This is a genomic window from Streptomyces endophytica (assembly GCF_026153355.1).
Classification (GTDB): domain Bacteria; phylum Actinomycetota; class Actinomycetes; order Streptomycetales; family Streptomycetaceae; genus Streptomyces; species Streptomyces endophytica.
Window position 1 is genome coordinate 218,048 of record NZ_CP110636.1, and the last position, 24,711, is coordinate 242,758.

The 24,711-nt window shown below is 72.9% G+C and carries 14 protein-coding genes and 5 pseudogenes; 5 read left to right on the top strand and 14 right to left on the bottom strand.

Translation table 11 applies throughout. From position 1 onward, the window contains the following. Positions 1–116 precede the first annotated feature (116 nt). The 3 genes from OJ254_RS00905 to rimP all read right to left on the bottom strand — a co-directional run bounded on the left by OJ254_RS00905 (position 117) and on the right by rimP (position 2,076). On the bottom strand, positions 117–395 hold the full coding sequence (locus OJ254_RS00905; protein ID WP_265360860.1) for a YlxR family protein: 279 nt from the start codon (positions 393–395) through the stop codon (positions 117–119). Between the two features lie 122 nt (positions 396–517). Continuing rightward, positions 518–1,522: a transcription termination factor NusA gene (gene nusA / locus OJ254_RS00910; RefSeq protein WP_265360861.1), complete on the bottom strand. Its 1,005-nt coding sequence runs from the start codon at positions 1,520–1,522 to the stop codon at positions 518–520. Positions 1,523–1,524: 2 nt separating this feature from the next. Then, positions 1,525–2,076, bottom strand: coding sequence for a ribosome maturation factor RimP (rimP, locus tag OJ254_RS00915; protein WP_265360862.1), 552 nt, complete (start codon positions 2,074–2,076; stop codon positions 1,525–1,527). A 160-nt stretch (positions 2,077–2,236) separates the two neighbouring features. Here rimP and OJ254_RS00920 point away from each other — a divergent pair, with 160 nt between their 5' ends. The 3 genes from OJ254_RS00920 (at position 2,237) to OJ254_RS00930 (ending at position 4,218) form a co-directional block, all read left to right on the top strand. After that, on the top strand, positions 2,237–2,650 hold the full coding sequence (locus OJ254_RS00920) for a hypothetical protein (protein WP_341483536.1): 414 nt from the start codon (positions 2,237–2,239) through the stop codon (positions 2,648–2,650). 85 nt (positions 2,651–2,735) lie between these two features. After that, positions 2,736–3,254 (top strand): ferritin-like domain-containing protein, encoded by a 519-nt coding sequence (locus OJ254_RS00925; protein WP_265360863.1) that lies wholly within the window; start codon positions 2,736–2,738, stop codon positions 3,252–3,254. Positions 3,255–3,306: 52 nt separating this feature from the next. Next, on the top strand, positions 3,307–4,218 hold the full coding sequence (locus OJ254_RS00930; RefSeq protein ID WP_265360864.1) for an aminoglycoside phosphotransferase family protein: 912 nt from the start codon (positions 3,307–3,309) through the stop codon (positions 4,216–4,218). 82 nt (positions 4,219–4,300) lie between these two features. Here the strand turns inward: OJ254_RS00930 and OJ254_RS00935 are convergent. The 10 genes and pseudogenes from OJ254_RS00935 to OJ254_RS00980 all read right to left on the bottom strand — a co-directional run bounded on the left by OJ254_RS00935 (position 4,301) and on the right by OJ254_RS00980 (position 20,254). Beyond that, a pseudogene (locus OJ254_RS00935) lies at positions 4,301–6,009 on the bottom strand (proline--tRNA ligase). A gap of 299 nt (positions 6,010–6,308) precedes the next feature. After that, a complete protein-coding gene (locus OJ254_RS00940; protein ID WP_265360865.1) occupies positions 6,309–6,845 on the bottom strand; it encodes a GNAT family N-acetyltransferase in 537 nt (178 codons plus the stop codon). Between the two features lie 24 nt (positions 6,846–6,869). Next, a pseudogene (locus OJ254_RS00945) lies at positions 6,870–7,714 on the bottom strand (GNAT family N-acetyltransferase). Positions 7,715–7,885: 171 nt separating this feature from the next. Continuing rightward, positions 7,886–9,043: a flavodoxin-dependent (E)-4-hydroxy-3-methylbut-2-enyl-diphosphate synthase gene (ispG, locus tag OJ254_RS00950; RefSeq protein ID WP_265360866.1), complete on the bottom strand. Its 1,158-nt coding sequence runs from the start codon at positions 9,041–9,043 to the stop codon at positions 7,886–7,888. Positions 9,044–9,215: 172 nt separating this feature from the next. Continuing rightward, positions 9,216–10,516: pseudogene (locus OJ254_RS00955) on the bottom strand (M50 family metallopeptidase). After that, positions 10,513–11,794, bottom strand: a pseudogene (gene dxr / locus OJ254_RS00960) (1-deoxy-D-xylulose-5-phosphate reductoisomerase). The pseudogenes OJ254_RS00955 and dxr overlap by 4 nt, the downstream one beginning before the upstream one ends. An 89-nt stretch (positions 11,795–11,883) precedes the next feature. Beyond that, positions 11,884–13,802: pseudogene (locus tag OJ254_RS00965) on the bottom strand (acyl-CoA dehydrogenase family protein). A gap of 541 nt (positions 13,803–14,343) precedes the next feature. After that, positions 14,344–15,804: an aldehyde dehydrogenase family protein gene (locus OJ254_RS00970; protein WP_265360867.1), complete on the bottom strand. Its 1,461-nt coding sequence runs from the start codon at positions 15,802–15,804 to the stop codon at positions 14,344–14,346. Between the two features lie 311 nt (positions 15,805–16,115). Further along, a complete protein-coding gene (locus OJ254_RS00975) occupies positions 16,116–17,894 on the bottom strand; it encodes a PucR family transcriptional regulator (protein ID WP_265360868.1) in 1,779 nt (592 codons plus the stop codon). Between the two features lie 170 nt (positions 17,895–18,064). Further along, positions 18,065–20,254, bottom strand: coding sequence for an ATP-binding protein (locus OJ254_RS00980; RefSeq protein ID WP_265365004.1), 2,190 nt, complete (start codon positions 20,252–20,254; stop codon positions 18,065–18,067). Positions 20,255–20,538: 284 nt separating this feature from the next. Here OJ254_RS00980 and gabT point away from each other — a divergent pair, with 284 nt between their 5' ends. Further along, positions 20,539–21,888, top strand: a complete 1,350-nt coding sequence (gene gabT / locus OJ254_RS00985) for a 4-aminobutyrate--2-oxoglutarate transaminase (RefSeq protein ID WP_265360869.1) — start codon at positions 20,539–20,541, stop codon at positions 21,886–21,888. Between the two features lie 483 nt (positions 21,889–22,371). Further along, positions 22,372–23,109: a phosphatase PAP2 family protein gene (locus OJ254_RS00990; RefSeq protein ID WP_341483537.1), complete on the top strand. Its 738-nt coding sequence runs from the start codon at positions 22,372–22,374 to the stop codon at positions 23,107–23,109. A gap of 172 nt (positions 23,110–23,281) precedes the next feature. Here OJ254_RS00990 and OJ254_RS00995 read toward each other — a convergent pair whose 3' ends face one another. After that, complete coding sequence (locus tag OJ254_RS00995) at positions 23,282–24,703, bottom strand: NAD(P)/FAD-dependent oxidoreductase (protein ID WP_265360871.1); 1,422 nt, start codon at positions 24,701–24,703, stop codon at positions 23,282–23,284. Between the last annotated feature and the right edge of the window lie 8 nt (positions 24,704–24,711).

Here is a 24,711-nt window from a genome sequence, read left to right on the forward strand (position 1 = left end):
CGCGTACTCATCGAGTGCTCATCGCAATCTCGACCTACTTCCGACTCGCGAGGTACCTGACCGCACGGTTTTCCGTGCGCTGTGCATCTTGCTGTGCGTTATTGCAATGGGCGGCTTCAACCGGCGCGCCGTTCGAGGAACCGACGCACGTCCGTCGTGTCGAACGGCCCCCGGCCCCGAAAGGCCCGGGGAAACGCCCGGCGGCGGACCGCCAGGTCGAGGCAGACCAGTGTCGGGTGCACGTATGCACCCCGGCCGGGCAGCGTACCGCGAGGATCAGGGGCACACTCGCCCTCGATCTCCACGATGCGCAGCAAATCGCCCTTGACCGCCCGCTCCCGGCATCCCAGACATGTGCGCTCAGGGCATGCGCGGGCATGCGTCCGGCCAGACACTGCTTAAGTCTACCTCCCCGCGCCGACCGCACCCCGATGGGGTAAAGGCCGAACGGCTGCTCAGAATTCCCGTCGGGGTGCCGCGGCGCCACCAATTTTTCCGTGGGCCGCGGCTCCGGCGGCTACGACGTGTGATCCCCGGCCTGCGAGGCGTGCTCGGTGTCCGGCCGGATGTCGATCCGCCATCCGGTGAGCCGGGCCGCGAGACGGGCGTTCTGCCCCTCCTTGCCGATGGCCAGTGACAGCTGGTAGTCGGGGACGGTGACCCGGGCGGAGCGCGCCGCCAGGTCCACGACCTCGACCTTGCTGACCCGGGCCGGCGACAGCGCGTTGGCGACCAGCTCGGCGGGGTCGTCCGACCAGTCCACGATGTCGATCTTCTCGCCGTTGAGCTCGGCCATCACGGCCCGCACCCGCCCGCCCATGGGGCCGATGCACGCACCCTTGGCGTTCAGCCCCGACCGCGTCGAGCGCACGGCGATCTTCGTGCGGTGCCCGGCCTCACGGGCGATGGCGGCGATCTCCACCGACCCGTCCGCGATCTCCGGCACCTCCATGGCGAAGAGCTTCTTCACCAGGTTGGGGTGGGTGCGCGACAGCGTCACCGAAGGGCCGCGCACGCCCTTGACCACCCGGACGACGTACGACCGCAGCCGGGTGCCGTGGGTGTACTCCTCACCGGGGACCTGCTCCTGCACCGGCAGGATGGCCTCCAGCTTGCCGATGTCGACCAGGACGTTCTTGGGGTCCTTGCCCTGCTGGACCACGCCGGTGACGACGTCGCCCTCCCGCCCGGCGTACTCACCGAACGTGATCTCCTCCTCGGCGTCCCGCAGCCGCTGCAGGATGACCTGCTTGGCGGTGGTCGCCGCGATCCGGCCGAAGCCCGACGGGGTGTCGTCGAACTCGCGCGGCTCGGCACCCTCCTCCAGGTCCTCGGGGTCCTCCTTCGCCCACACCGTCACATGGCCGGTGTTGCGGTCCAGCTCCACCCGCGCCCGCCGGCGGCTGCCCTCGGTGCGGTGGTAAGCGATGAGGAGGGCCGACTCGATCGCCTCGACCAGCAGGTCGAACGAGATCTCCTTCTCCCGCACCAGCCCCCGCAGGGCACTCATGTCGATGTCCACGGCTACGCCTCCTCCTTGTTCTCGTCGATCTTCTCTTCGTGCTGCGCGTCGCGCTTGTCCGCCTTCTCCGGCTTACGGCTGAATTCCAGCTCGACGCGCGCCTTGGCGATCTCGTCGAACAAGACCCGGCGGGCCGTCGGCTTGCGCCCCTTCACGCCCGGAACCTCCAGATCGAGGCCGTCCTCGTCGACGCCGGTGATCCGGGCGACCAGCTCCCCGGACCCTGCCGCGTCGGTGAGTTGGGCCTTGATGAGGCGGCCGAGGGCGCGGCGGTAGTGGCGCAGCTCGGTCAGCGGGCGGTCGGCGCCCGGGGACGTCACCTCGAGGGTGTAGGGCGCGCCGCCCATCGCGTCGGTGTCGTCCAGGACCTGGGACGCCTCGCGGCTCAGCTCGGCGCACTCGTCCAGCTGGACGCCCTCGTCGGAATCGACCACGATCCGCAGCACCCGGCGCTTCCCGGCCGGTGTCACCTCGATCTCTTCCAGATCCAGGTCTCGGGCGGCGACGAGCGGTTCAAGCAGTCCGCGCAGCCTCTCGCTCTGGGTGGTGCTCATCCGGGTGACTCCTCGGCCGCGTGTGCTGTTGTGGGTGGATCGCGTGTCGGGTCAAAGCCTATCGGTTCCGGCGGGGTACTGACGATTCGGTGGGTGGTCACGGATACTCTCGCCTGCGGTGATCACAACGGAAGACCCCGGGAAGTGCAACGTGCCGAAAGTGGCGCTCACACGCAGAAGGACCCTGCTGGCCGGCGCCGCCCTGGGGGGCGCGGCGCTGCTCGCCGGCTGCTCCGAGGACGTCTCCCCCGAACGGGACGAGCACTCCTCCGCCGCCGACCGGCTACGCACGGCCGCGGCCCACGACAGTACGGCGCTGCTGGCGCGCTACGACGCGACGCTCACCGCGCACCCGGCTCTGGAGCCGCGGCTGCGCCCGCTGCGCTCCGAAGTGGCCCGGCACGTCCAGGCGTTCACGACCGGTGGCGCCTCCCCCTCCCCCGCCGGCTCCGCCCGCCGGGGCCGCCCGCACCGGGCCGCCGCGCCCCCGGTGCCCGGGACGAGAAGGCCGCGCAGGGCGCCCTGGCCGCCGCGGAACGCAAGCTCGCCGACAACCGGACCACCGCGCTGCTGACCGCGCCGCCCGAACTGGCCCGGCTGCTCGCCTCGGTGGCCGCGGCCGGCGCGGCGCACGCCTATCTGCTGACGGAGCCGCCCCGATGACCTCACGGAAGAAGAGCGACGAGCGGAGCGACGAGCGGAGCGACGAGAGCCGCGCGGAGCTGACCGCCGTGCAGGCCGCGCTGGCCGCCGAGCACGCCGCGGTCTACGGCTACGGCGTGGTCGGCGGCCGTATCTCCCACGACCGGCGCACCGAGGCCCAGGCCGCCTACGACGCCCACCGCGCCCGCCGGGACGCGCTGCGCCGCGAGGTGCTGGCGCTGGGCGGCACGCCCGAGGCCGCGGCGGCCGCGTACGAACTGCCGTTCCCGGTGCCCGACCCGGCCGCCGCGGTGCGGCTGGCGGCGGAGCTGGAGGACCGGCTGGCCGCCGTCTACGCGGACCTCGTACGGGCCGGCGGCCGGGCCCGGCGGCGGGAGGCGGCCGCCGCGCTGCGCGAGGCGGCGGTGCGGGCGGTGCGCTGGCGCGGCGGCGGCGTAGCCTTCCCTGGGCTCACGGAGCGGGCCTCGGGCGCCGCTCCGTCCGGCTCCGCGAGCGCCCCCGCGGGCGCGCTCTGAACGACCGGCGGTCACCGCCCCGGGAAGGCTTGAGGAAAGGGACAGCGCAGGCATGGCAACGGCACCCATCGAACCACCGCAGCGTTTGGTGAGTTCGGTGAGCGGCGACCCGGAAAGCCCGGTACGGCAGTGGCTCGACGCGCTGCCGACGCTGGTTCAGCAGCGGCTCGACGACTGGGAGCTGACGCTGGAACGGGTGCACGCCCCCGGTGGCCGCAGCAGTCTGCTGGCGCTCGTACGGCAGGCGGACGGTACGCCGGCGGCGCTGAAGTTGCCGGCTCCGGGCCGCCGCGCCGGGCACGAGGCGGCGGCGCTCGCGACCTGGGACGGCTGGGGTGCGGTGCGGCTGCTGCGGGCCGACGCGGCGAGCGGTGCGCTGTTGCTGGAGCGGTTGCAGAGCGGGGTGTCGCTGCGCTCGCTGCCGGAGGCCAAGGCCCTGCTGGAGGCGTCCGGTACGGTCCGGCGCCTGTGGGTGGAGCCGCCGGCCGAGCACCCGTTCGAGACCCTGGCCGGGCGTGCCGAGGCGGACGCGGAGGCGCTGGGGACGGCGGGTGGGCTGACCCGGGCGGCCGGTCCGCTGGTGGCGGAGGCCCAGGAGCTGCGCCGTGGTCTGCCGGCCGCTTCGGCGGAGCGGTTCCTGCTGCACGGGGCGTTCCGCCAGGGCAAGGTGCTGGCCGGTGAGCGGGCGCCGTGGCTGGCGATCGGCCCGTCGCCGGTGGTCGGCGAGCGGGCGTACGACCTGGCGGCGCTGGTGCTGGACCGCTTCGAGGACCTGGTGGCCGGGTCGGGGGCGGCCGCCGCGGTCCGCCGCCGGGTGGCCAAGCTGGCCGACTCCCTGGAAGTGGACCGGGACCGGCTGCGCGACTGGACGCTGTACCGGGCGGTGGACGCCGGGGTGCGGGAGGCGGCCGTGGGCGACCGCCAGCGCGGCGAGCTGCTGCTGGAGTTCGCGGCCTGGCTGTAGGCCCCTCATACCTGCGCTGCGGCGCCGCCGGTCGGAGGACCGGTGGCGCCGCAGCGGTTTCGTCCCAGGCGTACCCGGTGGATCAGGCGCTGAGCCGGGCGACGGCCTCCTCGACCGTCAGCTCCTCGCGCTCGCCGGTGCGGCGGTCCTTGACCTCGACGACGCCCTCACCGGCGCGCCGGCCGGCGACCACGATGGTCGGCACGCCCAGCAGTTCGGCGTCGGTGAACTTCACGCCCGGCGAGACCCCGGCCCGGTCGTCGACCAGGACGCGCAGGCCGGCGTCGCCGAGCCGGTCGCCGATCGCCAGCGCGAGCTCGGTCTGCTGGGCCTTGCCCGCCGCGACGACGTGCACATCGGCCGGGGCGACCTCGCGGGGCCAGCACAGGCCCTTCTCGTCGTGGGTCTGCTCGGCCAGCGCGGCCACCGCACGGGAGACGCCGATGCCGTACGAGCCCATGGTGACCCGGGTCGGCTTGCCGTTCTGGCCGAGCACGTCGAGCTCGAAGGCGTCCGCGTACTTGCGGCCGAGCTGGAAGATGTGGCCGATCTCGATGGCGCGGTCGATCTTCAGGCCGGTGCCGCACTTCGGGCAGGGGTCGCCGGGCTCGACGACGACCACGTCGAGGTAGTCGTCGACCTCGAAGTCCCGGCCCACGACGACGTTGCGGGCGTGCTTGCCCTCCTTGTTGGCGCCGGTGACCCAGGCCGTGCCGGGGGCGACGCGGGGGTCGGCGATGTAGCGGAACGCCTTGCCGGCCAGGCCCTGCGGGCCGACGTAGCCGCGGACCAGCTCCGGGCGGTCGGTGAAGTCCTCGGCGGTGACCAGCTCGACGGTGGCCGGCGCGAGGTGCTCGCCCAGCTTGCCGAGGTCGACCTCGCGGTCGCCGGGCACGCCCACCGCGACGATCTCGCCGTCGACCTTGACCAGGAGGTTCTTGAGCGTCGCGGAGGCCGGTACGCCGAGGAACTCGGCGAGCGACTCGATGGTCGGGGTGTCGGGGGTGTCCAGCTCCTCGACGGGGCCGTGGGCGGAACCGTCGGCCGGCTGGACCTTGACCGTGACGGCCTCGGTGTTGGCGGCGTAGTCGCAGGCCGGGCAGTCGACGAAGGTGTCCTCACCGGCCGCGGCGGGGGCCAGGAACTCCTCGGAGGCGGAGCCGCCCATCGCGCCGGAGACGGCGGAGACGATGCGGTAGTCCAGGCCCAGGCGCTGGAAGATCTTCTGGTACGCCTCGCGGTGCAGCGCGTAGGACTGCGCCAGGCCCTCGTCGGTGGTGTCGAAGCTGTACGAGTCCTTCATGTGGAACTCGCGGCGCGCAGCACGCCGGAGCGGGGGCGGGCCTCGTCGCGGTACTTGATCTGGATCTGGTAGAGGATCACCGGCAGGTCCTTGTAGGACGTGCACTGGTCCTTGACCGTGAGGGTGAAGATCTCTTCGTGGGTGGGGCCGAGGAGGTAGTCGGCGCCCTTGCGGTCCTTGAGGCGGAAGAGCAGGTCGCCGTACTCCTCCCAGCGGCCGCTGGTCTCGTAGGGCTCCTTGGGCAGCAGCGCCGGCAGCAGGACTTCCTGGCCGCCGATCGCGTCCATCTCCTCGCGGACGACGCGGGAGACGTTCTCCAGGACCTTCATGCCCAGCGGCAGCCACGTCCAGATGCCGGCGGAGGAGCGGCGGACGTACCCGGCGCGGACGAGCAGCTTGTGGCTGGCGGTCTCGGCGTCGGCCGGGTCGTCGCGCAGTGTCTTGATCATCAAGCGGGACATGCGCTGGACCTGTGCGGCGTTGGCCATGGGAGTTTCTCCTGCGTAAGAAAGGTGACTCCCTGGAGGTTAGCGGGCCGGGTGTGTCCCGCGGAAATGGGATACGGCCCGCGGTGTGCGGTGCCTCCCACGTACCTGTCTGCGGCGCCGCGGGTGTGCTCGCCGTTGCGCCTGCGGCGTGCGGGTGGTTGTCGGGTGCGGTGACGGGCCTCCGGGGCCGGTTGTGTGGACTGCTGGCGCTTTACGTCCACACAACCGGCCCCTCCGGCCCGTCCCCTCCCGTTGGGGGCAGGAAAACGGTGAGTGGGGGCTTGCCTGTGGGCCCCGGATCAGGGGCGCTTCAGGGGCAAGGGGGCGCCCATGACGGCGTAGGGGGTGGGGGCGCTGGGGAAGAGGACGCGGCGGGCCAGGTCGTGGTAGCCGAGGGAGCGGTAGAGCTTACGGGCCGGGCTCTCGACGTCGATGGCGGAGAGGATGGAGCGGGGTTCGCCGGCGCCGTCGGTGATCCGGGTGATCAGTGCCCGGCCGAGGCCGCGGTGCTGGTAGGCGGGGTGGACGTGCAGCTCGGTGATGGTGAAGGAGTCGTCGAGCCAGTGGTCGAGGCCCTCGCTGCGCAGATACGGCTCCACGACCGTGGACCACCAGTGGGCGCGGTCGTTGGGCATGCCGTAGATGAAGCCGACGAGCCGGCCGGCGGGGGTGGTGGCGCCCAGGGCCCGGGCGCCGGGGCAGTCGAGGTGGCGCAGGACGATGTGCCGGCGGACGGCGATCTCCTCCTCGCTGAGGCCGAAGGCGAGCGCCTGCACCGCGAGCGCGTCGTCCACGCGGGCGGCGAGATCGAGGGGGCCGACCGCGACGTCATCCATGGTCGGAGCGTACAAGGCCGGGGGTCAGAACAGTACGCTCATGAACGCGCCGACTTCCTCGAAGCCCACCCGTCGGTAGGCGGCCCGGGCGGCGGTGTTGAAGTCGTTGACGTAGAGGCTGACGACGGGGGCGACGTCGCTGAGGGCGTAGCGGAGGACGGCGGCCATACCGGTCTCGGACAGGCCCTTGCCGCGGTGCGCGGGGTCGACCCAGACGCCCTGGATCTGGCAGGCGCGCGTAGTGGCGGCGCCGATCTCCGCCTTGAAGATGACCTTGCCGTCCTCGATGCGGGCGAAGGAGCGGCCGGAGCCGACGAGTTCGGCGACCCGGGCCTGGTAGAGCAGCCCGCCGTCGCCGGCCATCGGGGAGATGCCGACCTCTTCGGTGAACATGGCGACGCAGGCCGGCATGATCAGGTCCATCTCGTTCTTGCGGATCCGCCGGACGTACGGGTCGGGGGCGATCTCGGCGGACTGCGAGGTGGTGACCATCAGCGGCTGGTGGGCGCGGAGCTCGCGGGCCGGGCCCCAGTGCGGCTCCAGCAGCGACCAGAGTTCGGCGGTCGGGCCGGCCGGGCCGACGATGGAGGAGCACCGCCGGCCTGGCGGCGGGCGCGCTCGGCGAAGCCGCGGACCGCCTCGGAGGTGGCGCAGACGGGGACGAGGTTGGCGCCGGCGTAGCAGAGCGATTCCAGCCGGCCGCCGACGTACCAGCCCCACATCTCGCCGCCCAGCCGCCAGGGGTCGAGTCCGGCGACCTGGACGCGGGCGGCGACGAAGGCGTTGGCGACCGGGTCGCGGTCGAGGACCGCGAGCGCATCGTCGAGGTCCCCTGGTTCGAGGACCTTGATGGTGGTGGTCGTCAGCACGTCTCGGTTTGCCTCACCGTTACGGGCCTGGGAGGCCAGGCGGGAGCAGGTCTTGGCACTTTACCTCGCGCCCGCGCGAGGCACCCTGTGCGCTGCCCGCGGGGCCGGTCCGGGCAGCCGTGAGCCCCGGGCCCGGGTGGGCGGCGGGGCTCTGGGGCGCTGCGGGGCGGGTCAGCCGGCGGCGGTGACGACCGGTTCGCCGGAGGCGACGCCGTCCTTCTCCATCTGCTCGGCGATCTTCATGGCCTCTTCGATGAGGGTCTCGACGATCTTCGACTCGGGGACGGTCTTGATGACCTCGCCCTTGACGAAGATCTGGCCCTTGCCGTTGCCGGAGGCGACGCCGAGGTCGGCCTCGCGGGCCTCGCCGGGGCCGTTGACAACGCAGCCCATGACGGCGACCCGCAGCGGCACCTCCATGCCCTCCAGGCCCGCGGTGACCTCGTCGGCGAGCTTGTAGACGTCGACCTGGGCGCGGCCGCAGGACGGGCAGGAGACGATCTCCAGGCGGCGCTGGCGGAGGTTGAGCGACTCCAGGATGGAGATGCCGACCTTGACCTCCTCGGCGGGCGGCGCCGAGAGCGAGACCCGGATGGTGTCGCCGATGCCCTCGCTGAGCAGCGCGCCGAAGGCGACCGCGGACTTGATGGTGCCCTGGAAGGCGGGGCCGGCCTCGGTGACGCCGAGGTGGAGGGGGTAGTCGCACTGGGCGGCGAGCTGGCGGTAGGCGTTGACCATCACGACCGGGTCGTTGTGCTTGACCGAGATCTTGATGTCGCGGAAGCCGTGCTCCTCGAAGAGGGACGCCTCCCACAGCGCGGACTCGACCAGCGCCTCGGGGGTGGCCTTGCCGTACTTCTGCAGCAGGCGGCGGTCGAGGGAGCCGGCGTTGACGCCGATCCGGATCGGGGTGCCGGCGTCGGAGGCCGCCTTGGCGATCTCCTTGACCTTGTCGTCGAACTGCTTGATGTTGCCGGGGTTGACCCGGACCGCGGCGCAGCCGGCGTCGATGGCGGCGAAGACGTATTTCGGCTGGAAGTGGATGTCCGCGATGACCGGGATCTGGGACTTCTTGGCGATCACGGGCAGCGCGTCGGCGTCGTCCTGCGTCGGGCAGGCGACCCGGACGATCTGGCAGCCGGAGGCGGTCAGCTCGGCGATCTGCTGCAGCGTCGCGCCGATGTCGGAGGTACGCGTGGTCGTCATCGACTGCACCGAGACCGGTGCGTCTCCGCCCACGGCGACCGTACCGACGTGGATCTTGCGGCTGACCCGGCGGTCGGCCAGCTTGGTCGGTACGTCCGGCATTCCCAGTGAAATGGCAGTCATCTGGCGAGCAACCCCAAGGTGTGGATCAAGGCCCCGCGTCGGCGGGCTCCGGCCTCCGAGATTACGGCACCGGCATCGCCCGGGGCACATCGAGGCCGTGCGCCCCCACTAACGGAGGCGGCCGGGCACGCCCATACGGTCGCTGCGGGTCCGGCCGTCACGGATGTCCGGTTCAGGTGAGCTTCACCGGGTTCACCACGTCCGCCACGAGCACCAGCAGCGTGAAGCAGATGAAGATCCCGGCGACGACGTAGGCGACCGGCATGAGCTTGGCCACGTCGAAGGGGCCGGGGTCCGGCCGGCGGACGATCTTGGCGAAGGCCCGGCGGATGGACTCCCACACGGCGCCGGCGATGTGCCGCCGTCGAGCGGGAGCAGCGGCAGCATGTTGAACAGGAACAGCGAGAGGTTGAACCCGGCGACCAGGAAGAGCATGGTCGCGACCCGCTGCTCCGGCGGGATGTGCAGCGAGAAGACCTCGCCGCCGACCCTCGCGGCGCCGACCACGCCCATCGGGGAGTCCTGCTTGCGCTCGCCGCCGTTGAAGGCCGCGTTCCACAGGTCCGGGACCTTGCCGGGCAGGGCGACCAGGGAGGACACGCCCTGCTCGACCATGTTGCCCATGCGGTCGACGGACTGGCCGAAGGACTGCTGGACCACGCCGCTGGCCGGGGTGAAGCCGAGGAAGCCGGCGGTGACGAACTGGCCGGGGACGTAGCCGCCGTGCCCGTCGGTCTTGGCGACCTTGTTCTTGATCAGGTCGGCGTGCAGGGTCCTGCGGACGCCGTGCCGCTCGACGACCAGCGTCGCGGGTCCGGTGGTGTCCCGGATCTGCTGCTGGAGGGCGCCCCAGTCGGGGACGTCGTGGCCGTTGAACGTGACGATCTTGTCGCCGGCGCGCAGGCCGGCGGCCTTGGCCGGGGAGTCCTTGGCGCCGGACGGGCACTTGTCGGTCTTGGCGGCGGCCGAGATCACGCAGTCGGAGACGGAGCCGACCTGGGTGGTCTGGGTGTTGATGCCGAAGCCCATCAGGACGCTCATGAAGATCACGACCGCGAGGATCAGGTTCATGAACGGCCCGGCGAACATCACGATGATGCGCTTCCAGGGCTTGCGGGTGTAGAAGAGCCGCTTCTCGTCGCCGGGCTGCAGCTCCTCGAAGGCCGCCGAGCGGGCGTCCTCGATCATGCCGCGGAACGGCGAGGTGGAGCGGGCCTGCAGCTTCCCGTCGTCCCCGGGCGGGAACATCCCGATCATGCGGATGTAGCCGCCGAGCGGGATGGCCTTGATGCCGTACTCGGTGTCGCCCTTCCTGCGGGAGAAGATCGTCGGCCCGAAGCCCACCATGTACTGCGGCACGCGGATGCCGAACATCTTGGCCGTGGAGAGGTGGCCGAGTTCGTGCCAGGCGATGGAGAACAGCAGGCCGACGACGAAGACGACTATGCCGAGGATGGTCATCCAGGTCGTCATGCGCGAGCCTCCGAGGGTGTCCGTGCCGCACGGGCGGCCAGTTCGCGGGCGCGGGCGCGCGCCCAGGTCTCCGCCTCCAGGACGTCCGCGACGGTCAGGGAAGTTCCCCGGGCGGGCGTGCCGTGTTCGGCGACCACATCGGCGACGGTATCCACAATCCCTGTGAACGGCAGCCCGCCCTTGAGGAAAGCGTCCACGCATTCCTCGTTCGCGGCGTTGAAGACGGCCGGTGCGGTGCCGCCCAGGGAGCCGACGTGGCAGGCGAGCGGTACGGACGGGAAGGCCTCGGCGTCCAGCGGGAAGAACTCCAGGTCTGCGCCGTGGTCCAGTCGACGCCGGGGGCGGCGTCCGGGACCCGGTCGGGCCAGCCCAGGCCCAGCGCGATCGGCATCCGCATGTCGGGCGGGCTGGCCTGGGCGAGGGTGGAGCCGTCGGTGAACTCCACCATCGAGTGGATGAAGGACTGCGGGTGGACGACGACCTCGATCGCGTCGAAGGGGACGTCGAAGAGCAGATGCGCCTCGATGACCTCCAGGCCCTTGTTGACCAGGGTCGCGGAGTTGATCGTGACGACCGGGCCCATGGACCAGGTGGGGTGGGCCAGCGCCTGCTCGGGGGTGACCCGGCCAGCTCGGCCCTCGTACGGCCCCGGAACGGGCCGCCGGACGCGGTGACCACGAGCTTGCGGACCTCGGCGCGGTCGCCGCCGGTCAGCGCCTGGAAGAGCGCGGAGTGCTCGGAGTCGACGGGGATGATCTGGCCCGGCCGGGCGACGGCCTTGACCAGCGGGCCGCCGACGATCAGCGACTCCTTGTTGGCCAGCGCCAGCACCCGGCCCGCCTTGAGGGCGGCCAGGGTCGGGGCGAGGCCGATGGAGCCGGTGATGCCGTTGAGGACGGTGTGGCAGGGGGAGGCGGCGAGTTCGGTGGCGGCGTCGGGGCCGGCCAGGACCTCGGGGAGCTTCTCGCCCGGGCCGTAGCGGTCGGCGAGCGCGGCGCGCAGCACGGGGGCCGCGTCCTCGCGGGCCACCGCGACGGTGTCCACCCGCAACCGGTGCGCCTGCTCGGCGAGCAGCTCGGTCCGGCCGCCGGCCGCGGAGAGCGCGGTCACCCGGAAGCGGTCGGGGTTGCGCAGCACGATGTCGATCGCCTGGGTGCCGATCGAGCCGGTCGAGCCGAGGATCACCAGGGAGCGGGGCCCGGCCGGGCCGTCGGGGTCGCCGGCGGCCGGCTCGAAGCGCAGGTGCGGATGGGCGAGGGAGTCCGTCATGGGGTCCATTGTGGCCGGTCGCGGGGGTGCCGTGGGCACGGAGGGCACACGGCGGGCCCGGTCCGGCCGATCATCGGCGGACCGGGCCCGGGGGTGGGTCAGCGGATGGGGCGGTGGACGTTGTCCTTGGCGCTCGGGCCGGGGGTGGCGTCGGCGATCCACGGGCCGTCGCCGCTGGGGTCGACGATGCCCTCCTCCAGCCAGCCGTAGCTGCCGTCGAGGACCCGGAGACGACCTTGCGGTCGAGCTCGTCGGTGTTGGTCCACAGCCGGCCGAAGAGCTCCTCGATCCGGATCCGCGCCTGCCGGCAGAACGCGTCGGCCAGCTGCTGCGCCTCGCGGCCGTGGTCAGCGGTCTCGCGCAGGTGCTCGGCGCGGACGCAGGCGGCGCTCATCGCGAAGAGTTCGGCGCCGATGTCGACGATCCGGCCGAGGAAGCCCTGCTTGGTCTCCATCCGGCCCTGCCAGCGGGACATCGCGTAGAACGTGGACCGGGCGAGCTTGCGCGAGGTCCGCTCGACGTACCGCAGGTGCCCGGCGAGGATGCCGAACTCCTGGTACGTACTCGGGAGTTGGCCGGGACCGGCGACGAGCTTGGGCAGCCAGCGGGCGTAGAACCCGCCGGCCTTGGCGGCCGCCCGGCCCTTGTCGGCGAGGGACTTGTCGGGGTCGATGAGGTCACCGGCGACGGACAGGTGGGCGTCCACCGCCTCCCGCGCGATCAGCAGGTGCATGATCTCGGTGGAGCCCTCGAAGATCCGGTTGATCCGCATGTCGCGCAGCATCTGCTCGGCGGGGACCGCGCGTTCGCCGCGGGCGGCGAGCGAGGGGGCGGTCTCGAAGCCGCGGCCGCCGCGGATCTGGACGAGCTCGTCGGCCATCAGCCAGCCCATCTCGGAGCCGTAGAGCTTGGCGAGGGCGGCCTCGATGCGGATGTCGTTGCGGTTCTCGTCGGCCATCTGGGAGGACAGGTCGACGACCGCTTCCAGGGCGAAGGTGGTCGCGGCGATGAAGGAGATCTTGGCGCCGACGGCCTCGTGCTTGGCGATCGGCCGGCCCCACTGCTCGCGGGCCGCGGACCACTCCCGGGCGACCTTCAGGCACCACTTGCCGGAGCCGACGCACATCGCGGGCAGCGAGAGCCGTCCGGTGTTGAGCGTGGTCAGGGCGATCTTCAGGCCGGCGCCCTCGGGGCCGATGCGGTTCGCCGCGGGCACCCGGACCCGGTGGAAGCGGGTGACGCCGTTCTCCAGGCCACGCAGGCCCATGAAGGAGTTGCGGTTCTCGACGGTGATGCCGGGCGCGTCGGCCTCGACGACGAAGGCGGTGATGCCGCCCTTGTGGCCCTCGGAGGCGGGCACCCGCGCCATCACCACGAGCAGGTCGGCGACCACGCCGTTGGTGGTCCACAGCTTGACCCCGTCGAGGACGTACTCGTCGCCTTCCGGAACGGCCGTGGTCGCCAGCCGGGCCGGGTCCGAGCCGACGTCCGGTTCGGTCAGCAGGAACGCCGAGATGTCCGTACGGGCCAGCCGCGGCAGGAAGGTCTCCTTCTGCTGCGGGGTGCCGAACAGCTTCAGCGGCTGCGGTACGCCGATCGACTGGTGGGCGGAGAGCAGCGCGCCGATGGCGGGGCTGGCCGTGCCGACCAGGGACAGTGCCCGGTTGTAGTAGACCTGGGTGAGCCCGAGGCCGCCGTATTTGGGGTCGATCTTCATCCCGAGCGCGCCGAGTTCCTTGAGCCCGCGCACCGTCTCGTCCGGAATCCTGCCCTCGCGCTCGATCCGCGCGCCGTCGATCTCCGTCTCGCAGAAGTCCCGCAGGGTGGCGAGGAACTTCTCACCGCGGCGCACGTCGTCCACGGCGGGCGTGGGGTGCGGATGGATGAGGTCGAGCCGGAAGCGCCCCAGGAACAGTTCCTTGGCGAAGCTCGGCTTGCGCCAGTCCTGCTCGCGGGCCGCCTCGGCGACCTGGCGTGCTTCGCGCTCGGAAACGTTGCGGATGGATGGAGCGGTCATCAGGAGCTCACCTCGCCGCGGGGTCGGGAGTTCAGCGCCGGCGGCCGGTCGGCCGCTGGACAGCGCTACTTGTGAGAGTTACCCGATCCGCGCGGCTTGCACCACTGGAGGTACCGGCCGCTGCGGGCCGCAACGGCGCCTCCCGGCCATGGGAGGCCTGCGCCCCGGCACGCCCGCGGTCCGGCCCGCCGTCATCGGCCCTTCGGGGGGTGTGCGCATACCACGCTGGTTGTACGTACCCGCGGGTCTCCCCCTGGGACACGGCCGCGACTCCACCTGGGACAGGAGGCGCCGGGGCGGTCCGCGCCGTACGGTCAAGATCCGGCACGACGGGGGAACGGTGCCGGAGAACGGGGGACGCGGCGCGCTCCGGAAACAGGGTGCCGGAGCGCGCCGCGTCGAGGGGCCGGCGCCGGGGGGTGCGCCGGCCGGGGTCGGGACGGTGATTCGGCCCGAGGGAAGGCCGTCGCTGTCCACCGGTCCCGACCTGGTCGGGGGCGTCGGGGGGACGCCGGTGGTGCCCCCGGAGGGGCACCGGGTCCTACAGGGCGAGGCCGGTGAGGACCAGCACCCGCTCGTAGGTGTAGTCGTCCATGGCGAACCGGACGCCCTCGCGGCCCACGCCGGACTGCTTGACGCCGCCGTACGGCATCTGGTCGGCGCGGTAGGACGGCACGTCGCCGATGACCACGCCGCCGACCTCCAGCACCCGGTGGGCGCGGAAGGCGGTCTTGGCGTCGTGGGTGAACACGCCCGCCTGCAGGCCGTACTTGGAGTCGTTGACCGCCGCGAAGGCCGCGTCGACGCCGTCGACCTTGGTGAGGGTGAGCACCGGGCCGAAGACCTCCTCGCAGGCGAGGGTGGCGCCCGCGGGCACGCCCTCCAGCACGGTCGGCGCGTAGGAGGCGCCGTCGCGCTTGCCGCCGGCGAGCAGCTTCGCGCCGCCCTGCACGGCCTCGTCGACCCAGGCCTCGACGCGCTTGGCGGCGTCCTCGTTCACCAGCGGGCCGACCTCGGTCGCGTCGTCCGTCGGGTCGCCGGTGACCTGTGCCTCGACGGCCGCCACGATCTTGGGCACCAGCCGGTCGTACACCGAGGCGTCCGCGATCACCCGCTGCACGGAGATGCAGGACTGGCCGCCCTGGTAGTTGGAGAAGATCGCGATCCGCTGCGCGGCCCAGTCCAGGTCCTCCTCGGAGGACCAGTCGGGCAGGACGACGGCCGCGCCGTTGCCGCCGAGCTCCAGGGTGCAGTGCTTGCGCGGCACCGAGTCGAGGATCGCGTAGCCGACCTTCTCGGAGCCGGTGAAGGAGACGACCGGCAGCCGCTCGTCCTGGACCAGCGCCTCCATGCGCTCGTTGGGCACCGGGAGGATCGACCAGGAACCGGCCGGCAGGTCGGTCTCGGCGAGCAGCTCACCGAGGATCAGACCGGACAGCGGGGTGGCCGGGGCCGGCTTGAGGATGATCGGGGCGCCGGCGGCGATGGCCGGGGCGATCTTGTGGGCGCAGAGGTTGAGCGGGAAGTTGAACGGCGCGATGCCGAGGACCGTGCCGCGCGGGAAGCGGCGGGTCAGCGCGAGCCGGCCGGCGCCGCCCGCGTCGGTGTCCAGCCGCTGTGCCTCGCCGCCGTTGAAGCGACGGGCCTCCTCGGCCGCGAAGCGGAACACGGAGATCGCCCGGCCGACCTCGCCGCGCGCCCACTTGATGGGCTTGCCGTTCTCCGCGGAGATCAGCCGCGCGATCTCCTCCGTGCGCTCGACGAGCCGGCGCTGCACGTGGTCCAGCGCGGCCGCCCGTACGTGGGCGGGGGTCGCCGCGAACTCCTCCTGGACCGCGACGGAGGCCGCGATGGCCTCCTCGACCTGGTCCTCGGTGGGCACGCTCACCGTGCCGACGAGACGTCCGTCCCAGGGGGAGGTGACATCGAAGGTGGCCTCGCCGGTGGCCTCGCGGCCGGCGAGCCAGAAGGCGGTGGGGGCTGCATCAGTGGGGATCGGCACAGTGGAACCCGGCCCTTCAGACGTGGTGGGTGGTGCGCATGGCTCAGCGAGCGGCTCTGCGGTGTGACTGCTGCCCCCACGGTAGGGGCGCGCCGCCACGATGGCGTTTGTCCGAAGCGGCGTAATCAGGGGGCTGGGCTCTCCGTGGTGGAGGGGGTGTGGGGCGTGGGGGCCATGGGGGGCGGTGGGCGGGACGGGGCGGGCGTCGGGGCCGCGAGGGTGCTGGGGGTGCTGGGGGCGCCAGGGCGTCGAGGGCGCTCGGGCCGTCGAGGGCCCTCCGCTCACTCCCCGCCCTGTTCGGGGCCCTCCGCTCACTCCCCGCCCTGCGAGGACGGCGACGAAGGCGATGACGATGGCGAGGACGAGGACGGTGACGACGACGTGGCCTTCAGCGCCAGCCACAGCTCCATCCGCACGTCCGCGTCGTCCAGCGACCGCCCCAGGATCTCCTCCACCCGCCGCATCCGGTAGCGCAGCGTGTGCCGGTGGACGCCCAGGTCGGCGGCGGCCGCGTCCCACTGGCCGTGCCGGGCGAGCCAGGCCCGCAGCGAGGCCACCAGGTCACCGCGGCCGGTCGCGTCGTGGTCCCGCAGCGCCCGCAGCAGCCCGTCGGCGAACGCCCGGACCGCGTCGTCGGCGAGCAGCGGGAGGACGGACCCGGCGGCCACGTCCTCGTGCTCGACCAGCACCCGGCCGCGCCGCCGGGCCACCGACAGCGCCTGCTCGGCCTGCCGGTACGCGTTCGCGGCGGCCGCCGGCCCGGTCGGCGCGGACAGCCCGACGGCCAGTCCGTCGCCGCCCCCGCCCGGTTCGGCACGTCCCGCCCGGCCCCGCGTGCGGGCCTGCGCACCGGCCCGGGCCTCGGCCTGCGCCGCGTACGACGCACAGGCGTCCGCCGCCGCGCCGCCGTCCGCGACCAGCACGATCAGCCGGCCGCCGTCCGGCACCGCGAGCACCGCCTCACCGGTCCGCGCGGCCGCCGAATCCATGGCATCGGCCAGCACGTCCAACGCCCCGCCCGTACCGGTGGCCCGAGTGCTTGCCGTGCCCCGCGACGTACCGGCCGGCCCCCGCGACGTCCCTGCCGTGCCTCGCGACGCACCGGCGGTCGAGGAGCCGGCCGCTCCGCCGCCCTCCTCCCCCGCCACCGCTTCCGCGACCACCATCCGGAACGGCGCGTCGAGCAGCCCGCCGTAGAGCCGCCCGGCCACCGCCCGTGCATGATCGGGCTCGCCCGCCAGCAGCATCTTCAGCACCGCGGCACCCAGCCGCTGCTCGGCGTCCTGCAGCGCCCGGGACCGCTCGGTGGTCAGCGTCAGCAGCGCGACCGCGGAGTGCACCGCGTACCGCTCGGCCGTCCCGAGCGGCGCGCCGGTGCCCACCGCGAGCACCCCGCGGGCCCGCCGGCCGGTGCCCAGCGACTGCAGCTCGACCCGGTCGTCGCCCTCGGCGTCGCTCACCACCGAGCTCGCCGGGGCGGGCCGCTCCCGGAGCCGCGCCACGTCCTCCGCGAGCCGCGCCGCCCGCCGCGCCGCCCAGTCGGGGGCGGCCGCCACGACGGCCCCCGACGCGTCGTACAGCGCCGCCCAGCCGTCCAGGTGCGCGGCCAGCCGGGCCAGCAGTTCGGCCGGGCCCTCGGCGCTGAGCGCCGCCCGGGTCAGCTCCCGCTGCGCCTCGAAGCCCGCGGTCACGGCGCGGTACTGATCGGCGGCCACCGCCGCCGACACGGCCTTGCTGATCGCGATGAACGGCGTCCGGCGCGGCACGCCCAGCAGCGGCAGCCCCTGCTCCCGCGCCGCCGCCACCAGCGGCTCCGGCACGTCCTCGTAATTCACCCCGACCGCGAAGCCCAGCCCGACCACCCCGGCCTCCGCCACCCGCCGCACGTACCTGCGGGTGGCCTCCGGATCCTCCGCGTCCAGCTTCAGCGCCGTGATCAGCAGCAGCTCGCCGCCCTCCATGTACGGCACCGGATCGATCAGCTCACTGGCATGCGCCCAGCGCACCGGCACGTCCAGCCGCTCCTCGCCCGCGAGCACGGTCAGCTTGAGCGCGGTGTGGTTGACCAGAGAAGCGAGCGTGTGCGGCATAAGACCTTCGATGACTTCGGTGACGTCGGCGAACCTGAGCGGACAACCGATCGTCGACCACCCGACAACCGGCCCACGACCCATTCTTTACGCCGCCCCGTACGAACGGCCACCCCCGATTCTGCCTCAGCGGAGGAATCGGGGGGACTGGGGTGCGGGCGGCGCAGGGGTCAGGGGCGAAGGTCCACGAGGACGGGTGGGGCGTGTTCCCCGGTCACGCTCGTCACGGACAGCACCGCGTGGCCCGCGGGGACGGAGTTGGCGAGGTCGGAGGCGGACCAGCGTTCCCGTTCCACGGTTCGGACGGTGACGGCCTTGGCGGTGGCGGCCTTGCCGGTGACCAGGTGACGGAAGATGTGGAACGCCTTCCCCGCGGCGCTCTCCGCGATGATCTGACGGTCCGTCACATCACGGGTCTCCACCCACTCCTTGCCCCAGACCTCGGCGAACCGCGCCCCGTCCCAGGTCGTGACGCCCGCGAACGCCATCCGGCAGCCGACCGTGCCGAGCAGCGTGCCGCGCAGCGCGTCCGGGACGTCGTCGAGGGAGCGCAGGGTGAGCACCACTCCCGCGTTCGCCGAGCGCAGCCGCTGGAGACCACGGAGCGCCTCGGCGGTGATGGTGTGCCCGGCCTCGTCCAGCACCAGGCAGGCGAACAGCGAGCGGTCGCTGCGGGCCACCGCGCACTCGGTGAACTGCGCCAGCACCAGCCGGGCGAGGATCCGCGAGGCCTCCGCATGGCCGCGCTCGGGCAGTTCGATGCGGACCCGCAGCGGATGGTCGAGGGCGTGCAGCGAGACCTGGCGGGTGCGCCCCGTCGGGTCGAAGAACGCGGCGAAGGCGGGCCGGTCCAGGAGGGCGAGGCGGTCGGCGAGGAGGACGGCGGCGTCGCCGGGGCGCTCGGCCTGGCGGGCCCGGGCGTCCAGTTCACGCAGCAGGGTGGGGGCCTCGGCCTCCTCCAGAGCGGTGCGCAGGGCGGTGATCGCCTCGGGCGCCGCGTCCAGGAGCGCGCGCAACTCGGGAACCGTCGGGAAGCGGTCGTGGGCGGCCCGGAAGGGGCCGAGCAGCTGGGCCAGTGCGGTCGCGGCCCGCCGGCTGTCCCCGCCGGGCAGCTGGTCGGCGAGGTCCCCGACCAACGCCTCGGCGAGGATGCCCGCCGCCTCGTCGGGGTCCGTGGTGCCGCCGTAGAGATCGAGGTCGCAGTCCGGGTCCGGGCGGCCGACCCTGACCACCACATCGAACGCCTCGTCGGGCCCAAGGTCGGAACCTGCCGGTCCGACGGCGATCACGGCGCACTGCCCGGCCAGCGCCTGCAGACACATCGACTCCACGACCGGCTTCACGACCCGGGTGGTCTTCCCGCTCCCGGCGGGGCCGACGGCCAGCAGGGACGTGCCCAGCACACCGGGCTCAAGGGCGCAGCCGACACCGCGGTGCTGGTACGGGTTGCGAGGGTGGTCGGCGGCGGTGCCGAGACGAACTTGGCGGGCGAGCAGATCGTGCGCGGCGGTACGGCGGGGCAGGTCACGGCGGCCCGAGGGGTGCGCACAGGCGGCCGCGCCGTGTCGCAGCACGGTGTCGGTGAACGTCGCCAGGGAGTTCTTTCCGGACCGGACCGACCGCCAGGCCCGTTCGATCCTGGCCACATCCACGTCGTTCATCCGCCCGGCACGCGCCTCGGCAGCCAGCTTCTCGGCCGCGTCCGGCGCACCGTGCGCCCGCAGCTCGGGCCACTCCGCGGGGTCGGAGGCGGGTTGGGGCTTGGGGGCGACGGCGGGGGTGCGGAGGCGACGGAAGACGGGCCCGAACAAGCGGCGGCCGAGCTCGGGCCAGCGGCCGAGACGGCCGAAGAGGAACGCGATGCCGAGGATCCACAGGCCGTAGTAAGCGTTGGTGACCACCAAGAAGGCGGTGCGGTCGCCAGATGTTCGCGCGGCTGCCCACGAGTCGGGCCTGAGGACTTGCAGAGGCCAGTACCAGTAAGGCCCCAAGTACCCATTCCACAACAACGACCACAACAACCACCCGCACAAAAACGAGATCACCGCCCCGCTGACCAGCTGGCGCCCCGGCACCCGGTCCGGCTCCTCCGCGGGGCGAGGGCGGTGTCCGTACGTCCACACGCCGGGTGCCGCCGCCGGGCGTGGCATGCGGAGCCAGCTCAGGACCGGTGGCTCGGGCGTGCCCGGGCCGCCGGTCGGCGGGAGGGTGGGCACGGCCGGTACCGCCGGCGGGGCGGAGGGCGGTGGCGGTGCGGTGGGCGGGGCCGCGGGACGCGGCACGGTGGGTTCGGTGCGGTGCGCTCCGCCCGACGGCTGGGGAGCGGTGTGACGTGCGTCGTGCGTGCCCTCGGTGTCCATCCGGTGCCCCTTGTCCCCCTTGAGCCGTGGCCTGGTGTGCCGGTGCGGCGGTGCCGGTGGCCGGCGGTGCCGCGTTGTCATTGTCATGCCCGCGCTGGTGGGCGCCGCTGCCGGGCGCGCCGGCGCTCAATCTACTGGCCGGGAGCCGTCGCTATGTCCGGTGCGGACAACGCAACACGCGCACTTCTCCCGAACGGAACATGCCAGACCCGCTCCCCCGCCCCTAGCCTGCGAGAACAAGACTCAAGACGTCTGTCCGTTCCCGTTCCATCCAGGAGACTGCCATGAGCGAACTGTCCGGAGGCCCCGCCCTTCCCCAGGAGCGTCGCGTCGTCACCGCGATCCCCGGCCCGAAGTCGCAGGAGCTGTGGGCCCGTAAGCAGGCCACGGTCGCCAGTGGTGTCGGCGCCGTGCTGCCCGTCTTCGTGAAGCGTGCGGGCGGCGGCGTGCTGGAGGACGTGGACGGCAACTCCCTGATCGACTTCGGCTCGGGCATCGCGGTGACCTCGGTCGGCAACAGCGCGGAGGCGGTCGTCCGCCGGGCCACCGCGCAGCTCGCCGACTTCACCCACACCTGTGTGATGGTGACGCCGTACGAGCCGTACATCGAGGTCTGTGAGGCGCTGGCCGAGCTGACCCCGGGCGACCACGAGAAGAAGTCGGCGCTGTTCAACTCCGGTGCGGAGGCGGTCGAGAACGCCGTCAAGATCGCGCGGGCGTACACCAAGCGGCAGGCCGTGGTCGTCTTCGACCACGGGTACCACGGCCGGACGAACCTGACGATGGCGCTCACCGCCAAGAACATGCCGTACAAGCACGGCTTCGGCCCGTTCGCGCCCGAGGTCTACCGGGTGCCGCTGGCCTACCCCTTCCGCTGGCTGACCGGCCCGGAGAACTGTGCGCAGGAGGCCGCGGAGCAGGCCATCTCGCAGATCACCAAGCAGATCGGCGCCGAGAACGTCGCGGCGATCATCATCGAGCCGGTGCTCGGCGAGGGCGGCTTCATCGAGCCGGCCAAGGGCTTCCTGCCCGCCATCGCGAACTTCGCGAAGGAGAACGGCATCGTCTTCGTCGCGGACGAGATCCAGTCCGGCTTCTGCCGTACGGGCCAGTGGTTCGCGTGCGAGGACGAGGGCATCGTGCCCGACCTGATCACCACCGCGAAGGGCATCGCCGGCGGTCTGCCGCTGGCGGCCGTGACCGGTCGCGCGGAGATCATGGACGCCGCGCACGCGGGCGGCCTGGGCGGCACCTACGGCGGTAACCCGGTGGCCTGCGCCGCGGCGCTCGGCTCGATCGAGACCATGCGCGAGCAGGACCTCAACGGCAAGGCCAAGCGCATCGAGGAGGTCATGAAGGCCCGCCTCGTCGCGATGCAGGAGAAGTACGACATCATCGGCGAGGTCCGCGGCCGCGGCGCCATGATCGCGATCGAGCTGGTCAAGTCCGGTTCGAAGGAGCCCAACCCGGAGGCCACCGGCGCGCTCGCCAAGGCCTGCCACCAGGAGGGCCTGCTCGTCCTGACGACCGGTACGTACGGCAACGTGCTGCGCTTCCTGCCGCCGCTGGTCATCGGCGAGGACCTGCTCAACGAGGGTCTGGACATCCTCGAGGCGGCGTTCGCGAAGATCTGATCCGCCCGGGAGCCGATCCCGCCAGGAGTGAGCGGCCCGCAGCCTGTCTGCGGGCCGCTTCCCGTTTCCGCAGGTGGCCGCGATCGGTCAGCACCCCGGCCTGATCACCGCGTTCCGGGCGGACGCGGGTGGCCGGAGGTGCCGAGTGAAGAAGATGTGCGGGGGCGATGGCGGGCGAGTGATGCGGCTGTCCGGTCCGCTCCCCGTGCCGTACGGTTTCTGCAGATGAGAGAAACACCCCGCCCGCAGGGGACTGCGGGCGACGCCCGGTCGGCGCTTCCCCGGCTCCGGCCAGGCCGTGCCCTCGCGCACAAAGCCGGTCCCCCTCGTGAGAGGGGCTCCGGGAATCCTCACCGATCGGATGTCCGCCCGCCCCATACCCCCCGGGGCGCGCGGGACACCGGTCAGCGCGGCCGCCTCGGAACCACCCCCCCTGTTCCGAGGCGGCCGAACCCTTTTCCGGGCCTGTTCACCCCCCGGTCCGTGCTGCTCCTCTGCGCGCTGCTGTTCGCCGCCCTCACCTGGCAGGTGGCGGCGCACGGTCCACTGCGCACGTACGACGAGCGGCTCGGGCGGGGCATCGCCGGTGCCCGCCACATCCCCTCCTGGGTCGCCGAGTTCTTCGCCGATCTCGGCAACACGGTCGTGGCCTTGCCGGTGTTGCTGGGGATGGTGGGGCTGTTGATGGTGGTGGGGTGGGTCGGGTGGCGGTCACGACGGGGGGACGGGGCGACCGGCGGCCCGGCCGGGCGGTGGTGGTTGCCGCCGCTGGCCGCCGGGCTCGCGCTCGCCGCGGTCCCCGTGCTCGTCGTCCCGCTCAAGCTGTGGCTCGCCCGGCCGGGTCCGCCGCGGATGGCCGGCGGTGGGCCGGACGGTTTCTATCCGTCGGGCCATGCCGCCACGGCGGCGGTCGCCTACGGGGTGGCCGCGCTGCTGCTGATCCGCGGGCGGGGTCCCGGTGCGGGCCGGGCCGGCCGCGGGGCCCGGGGAGTGCTCCCGGTGGCGGTGGCCACTACGGCCGTGCTGCTCAACCTCGGTGTCGGTGTGGGGCTGGTGCGCCGTGGCTATCACTGGCCGCTGGACGTCCTCGGCAGCTGGTGCCTGGCGGGCGTGGTGCTCGCGCTCTGGTGGGCCGTCTGCGACCGCTGGGCGCCGGAGGCCACCGCCTCCGCCGCGCCCGTCACGGCCCCCACTTCCCCTTCGCCCCCTCCGCTCCCGTAGCCCCGCCCGCCCCCTCCGAGGGGCACGCGAAGGTACGGAACACCCGCGGAAGACCCGAGGAACACCCGAAGGAACGCGCGACGATACGGGCACACCGGGAGGCGGACACGAAGGAGCGGGCGGAAGTCCTCCGCCCGCTCCCGTGACCCCTCGTCCGCCTCAGGCGGCGGACTCAGCTGTCGAAGCCCAGCCCCACCTTGTCCATCGCCTTCAGCCACAGGTTGCGGCGTCCGCCGTGGGTGTCGGCGCGGGTCATCGACCACTGGGTGATGCCGATGCCGGCCCAGCGCAGCGGCTCGGGCGGGAAGGGCAACGGCTTGCTGCGGACCATCTCCAGCTCCGTGCGCTCGGTGCGTTCGCCGGCGAGCAGGTCCAGCATCACGTCGGCGCCGAAGCGGGTGGCGCCCACGCCGAGACCGGTGTAGCCGGCGGCGTAGGCGACCCGGCCGGCGTGCGCGGTGCCGAAGAACGCCGAGAAGCGGGCGCAGGTGTCGATCGCGCCGCCCCAGGTGTGGGTGAAGCGCAGGCCCTCCAACTGCGGGAAGCAGCGGAAGAAGTGCCGGGCGAGCTTCTCGTACGTCTCCGGGTGATGGTCGTACTCGGCGCGGACACCGCCGCGGTAGCGGTAGACGATGTCGTAGCCGCCCCACAGGATGCGGTTGTCGGCGGTGATGCGGAAGTAGTGGAAGTGGTTGTTGGAGTCGGAGAGGCCCTGGCGGTTCTTCCAGCCGATGGCGGCCAGTTGCTCGTCGGTCAGCGGCTCGGTCATCAGGGCGTGGTCGTAGACCGGGACGATGTACGGGCGCACCCGCTTGACCAGCGACGGGAAGGCGTTGGTACCGAGCGCGACATGGCGGGCGAAGACCCGGCCGTACGGGGTGCGGACGGCCATGCCCACGCCCTCGGAGGCGAGCGCGGTGGCGCGGGTGCGCTCGTAGATGCGCACGCCGAGGCCCAGGCACGCCTCCTTCAGGCCCCAGGCGAGCTTGGCCGGGTTGACCATGGCGACGCCGTCGCGGTCCCACAGGCCGGCCCGGAAGGTCGGTGAGTCGACCTCGGCGCGGAGCTCGTCCTCGTCGAGGAAGGTGTGCCGGTCCAGGCCGAGCTTCGCGGCGTCCTCGGCGGCCTCCTTGAGCTCGGCGATCTGGTACGGCTCGGTGGCGATGTCGATCTCGCCGGTGCGCTCGAAGTCGCAGTCGATGCCGTAGCGGGCCACCGCCTCCCCGATGGCGTCGAGGTTGCGGATCCCGAGTTCTTCGAGCGTGGCGAGTTCGCCGGGCCAGCGGGCCAGTCCGTTGCCCAGGCCGTGGGTGAGGGAGGCGGCGCAGAAGCCGCCGTTGCGCCCGGAGGCGGCCCAGCCGATCTCGGCGCCTTCGACGAGCACGACGTCGCGCTGCGGGTCGCGCTCCTTGGCGAGCAGCGCGGTCCACAGTCCGGAGTAGCCGCCGCCGACGACCAGCAGGTCGCAGTTCTCGTCGCCGACGAGGGCGGGCTGCGCGGCGGGGCGGGCCGGGTCGTCCAGCCAGAAGGGCGTGGGGGCGGCGTCCGCGAGCGCGTGGACGGGGGACGGGGCGTTCATGGCAGCTCGTGCCATGGTTCTCA

Coding starts and splice junctions, on each gene's coding strand:
- rimP (WP_265360862.1), bottom strand. CDS start 2,076: ATGAGCACCACCCAGAGCGAGAGGCTGCGCGGACTGCTTGAACCGCTC.
- OJ254_RS00925 (WP_265360863.1), top strand. CDS start 2,736: ATGACCTCACGGAAGAAGAGCGACGAGCGGAGCGACGAGCGGAGCGAC.
- OJ254_RS00930 (WP_265360864.1), top strand. CDS start 3,307: ATGGCAACGGCACCCATCGAACCACCGCAGCGTTTGGTGAGTTCGGTG.
- OJ254_RS00940 (WP_265360865.1), bottom strand. CDS start 6,845: ATGGATGACGTCGCGGTCGGCCCCCTCGATCTCGCCGCCCGCGTGGAC.
- ispG (WP_265360866.1), bottom strand. CDS start 9,043: ATGACTGCCATTTCACTGGGAATGCCGGACGTACCGACCAAGCTGGCC.
- OJ254_RS00975 (WP_265360868.1), bottom strand. CDS start 17,894: ATGCCGCACACGCTCGCTTCTCTGGTCAACCACACCGCGCTCAAGCTG.
- OJ254_RS00980 (WP_265365004.1), bottom strand. CDS start 20,254: ATGGACACCGAGGGCACGCACGACGCACGTCACACCGCTCCCCAGCCG.
- gabT (WP_265360869.1), top strand. CDS start 20,539: ATGAGCGAACTGTCCGGAGGCCCCGCCCTTCCCCAGGAGCGTCGCGTC.
- OJ254_RS00995 (WP_265360871.1), bottom strand. CDS start 24,703: ATGGCACGAGCTGCCATGAACGCCCCGTCCCCCGTCCACGCGCTCGCG.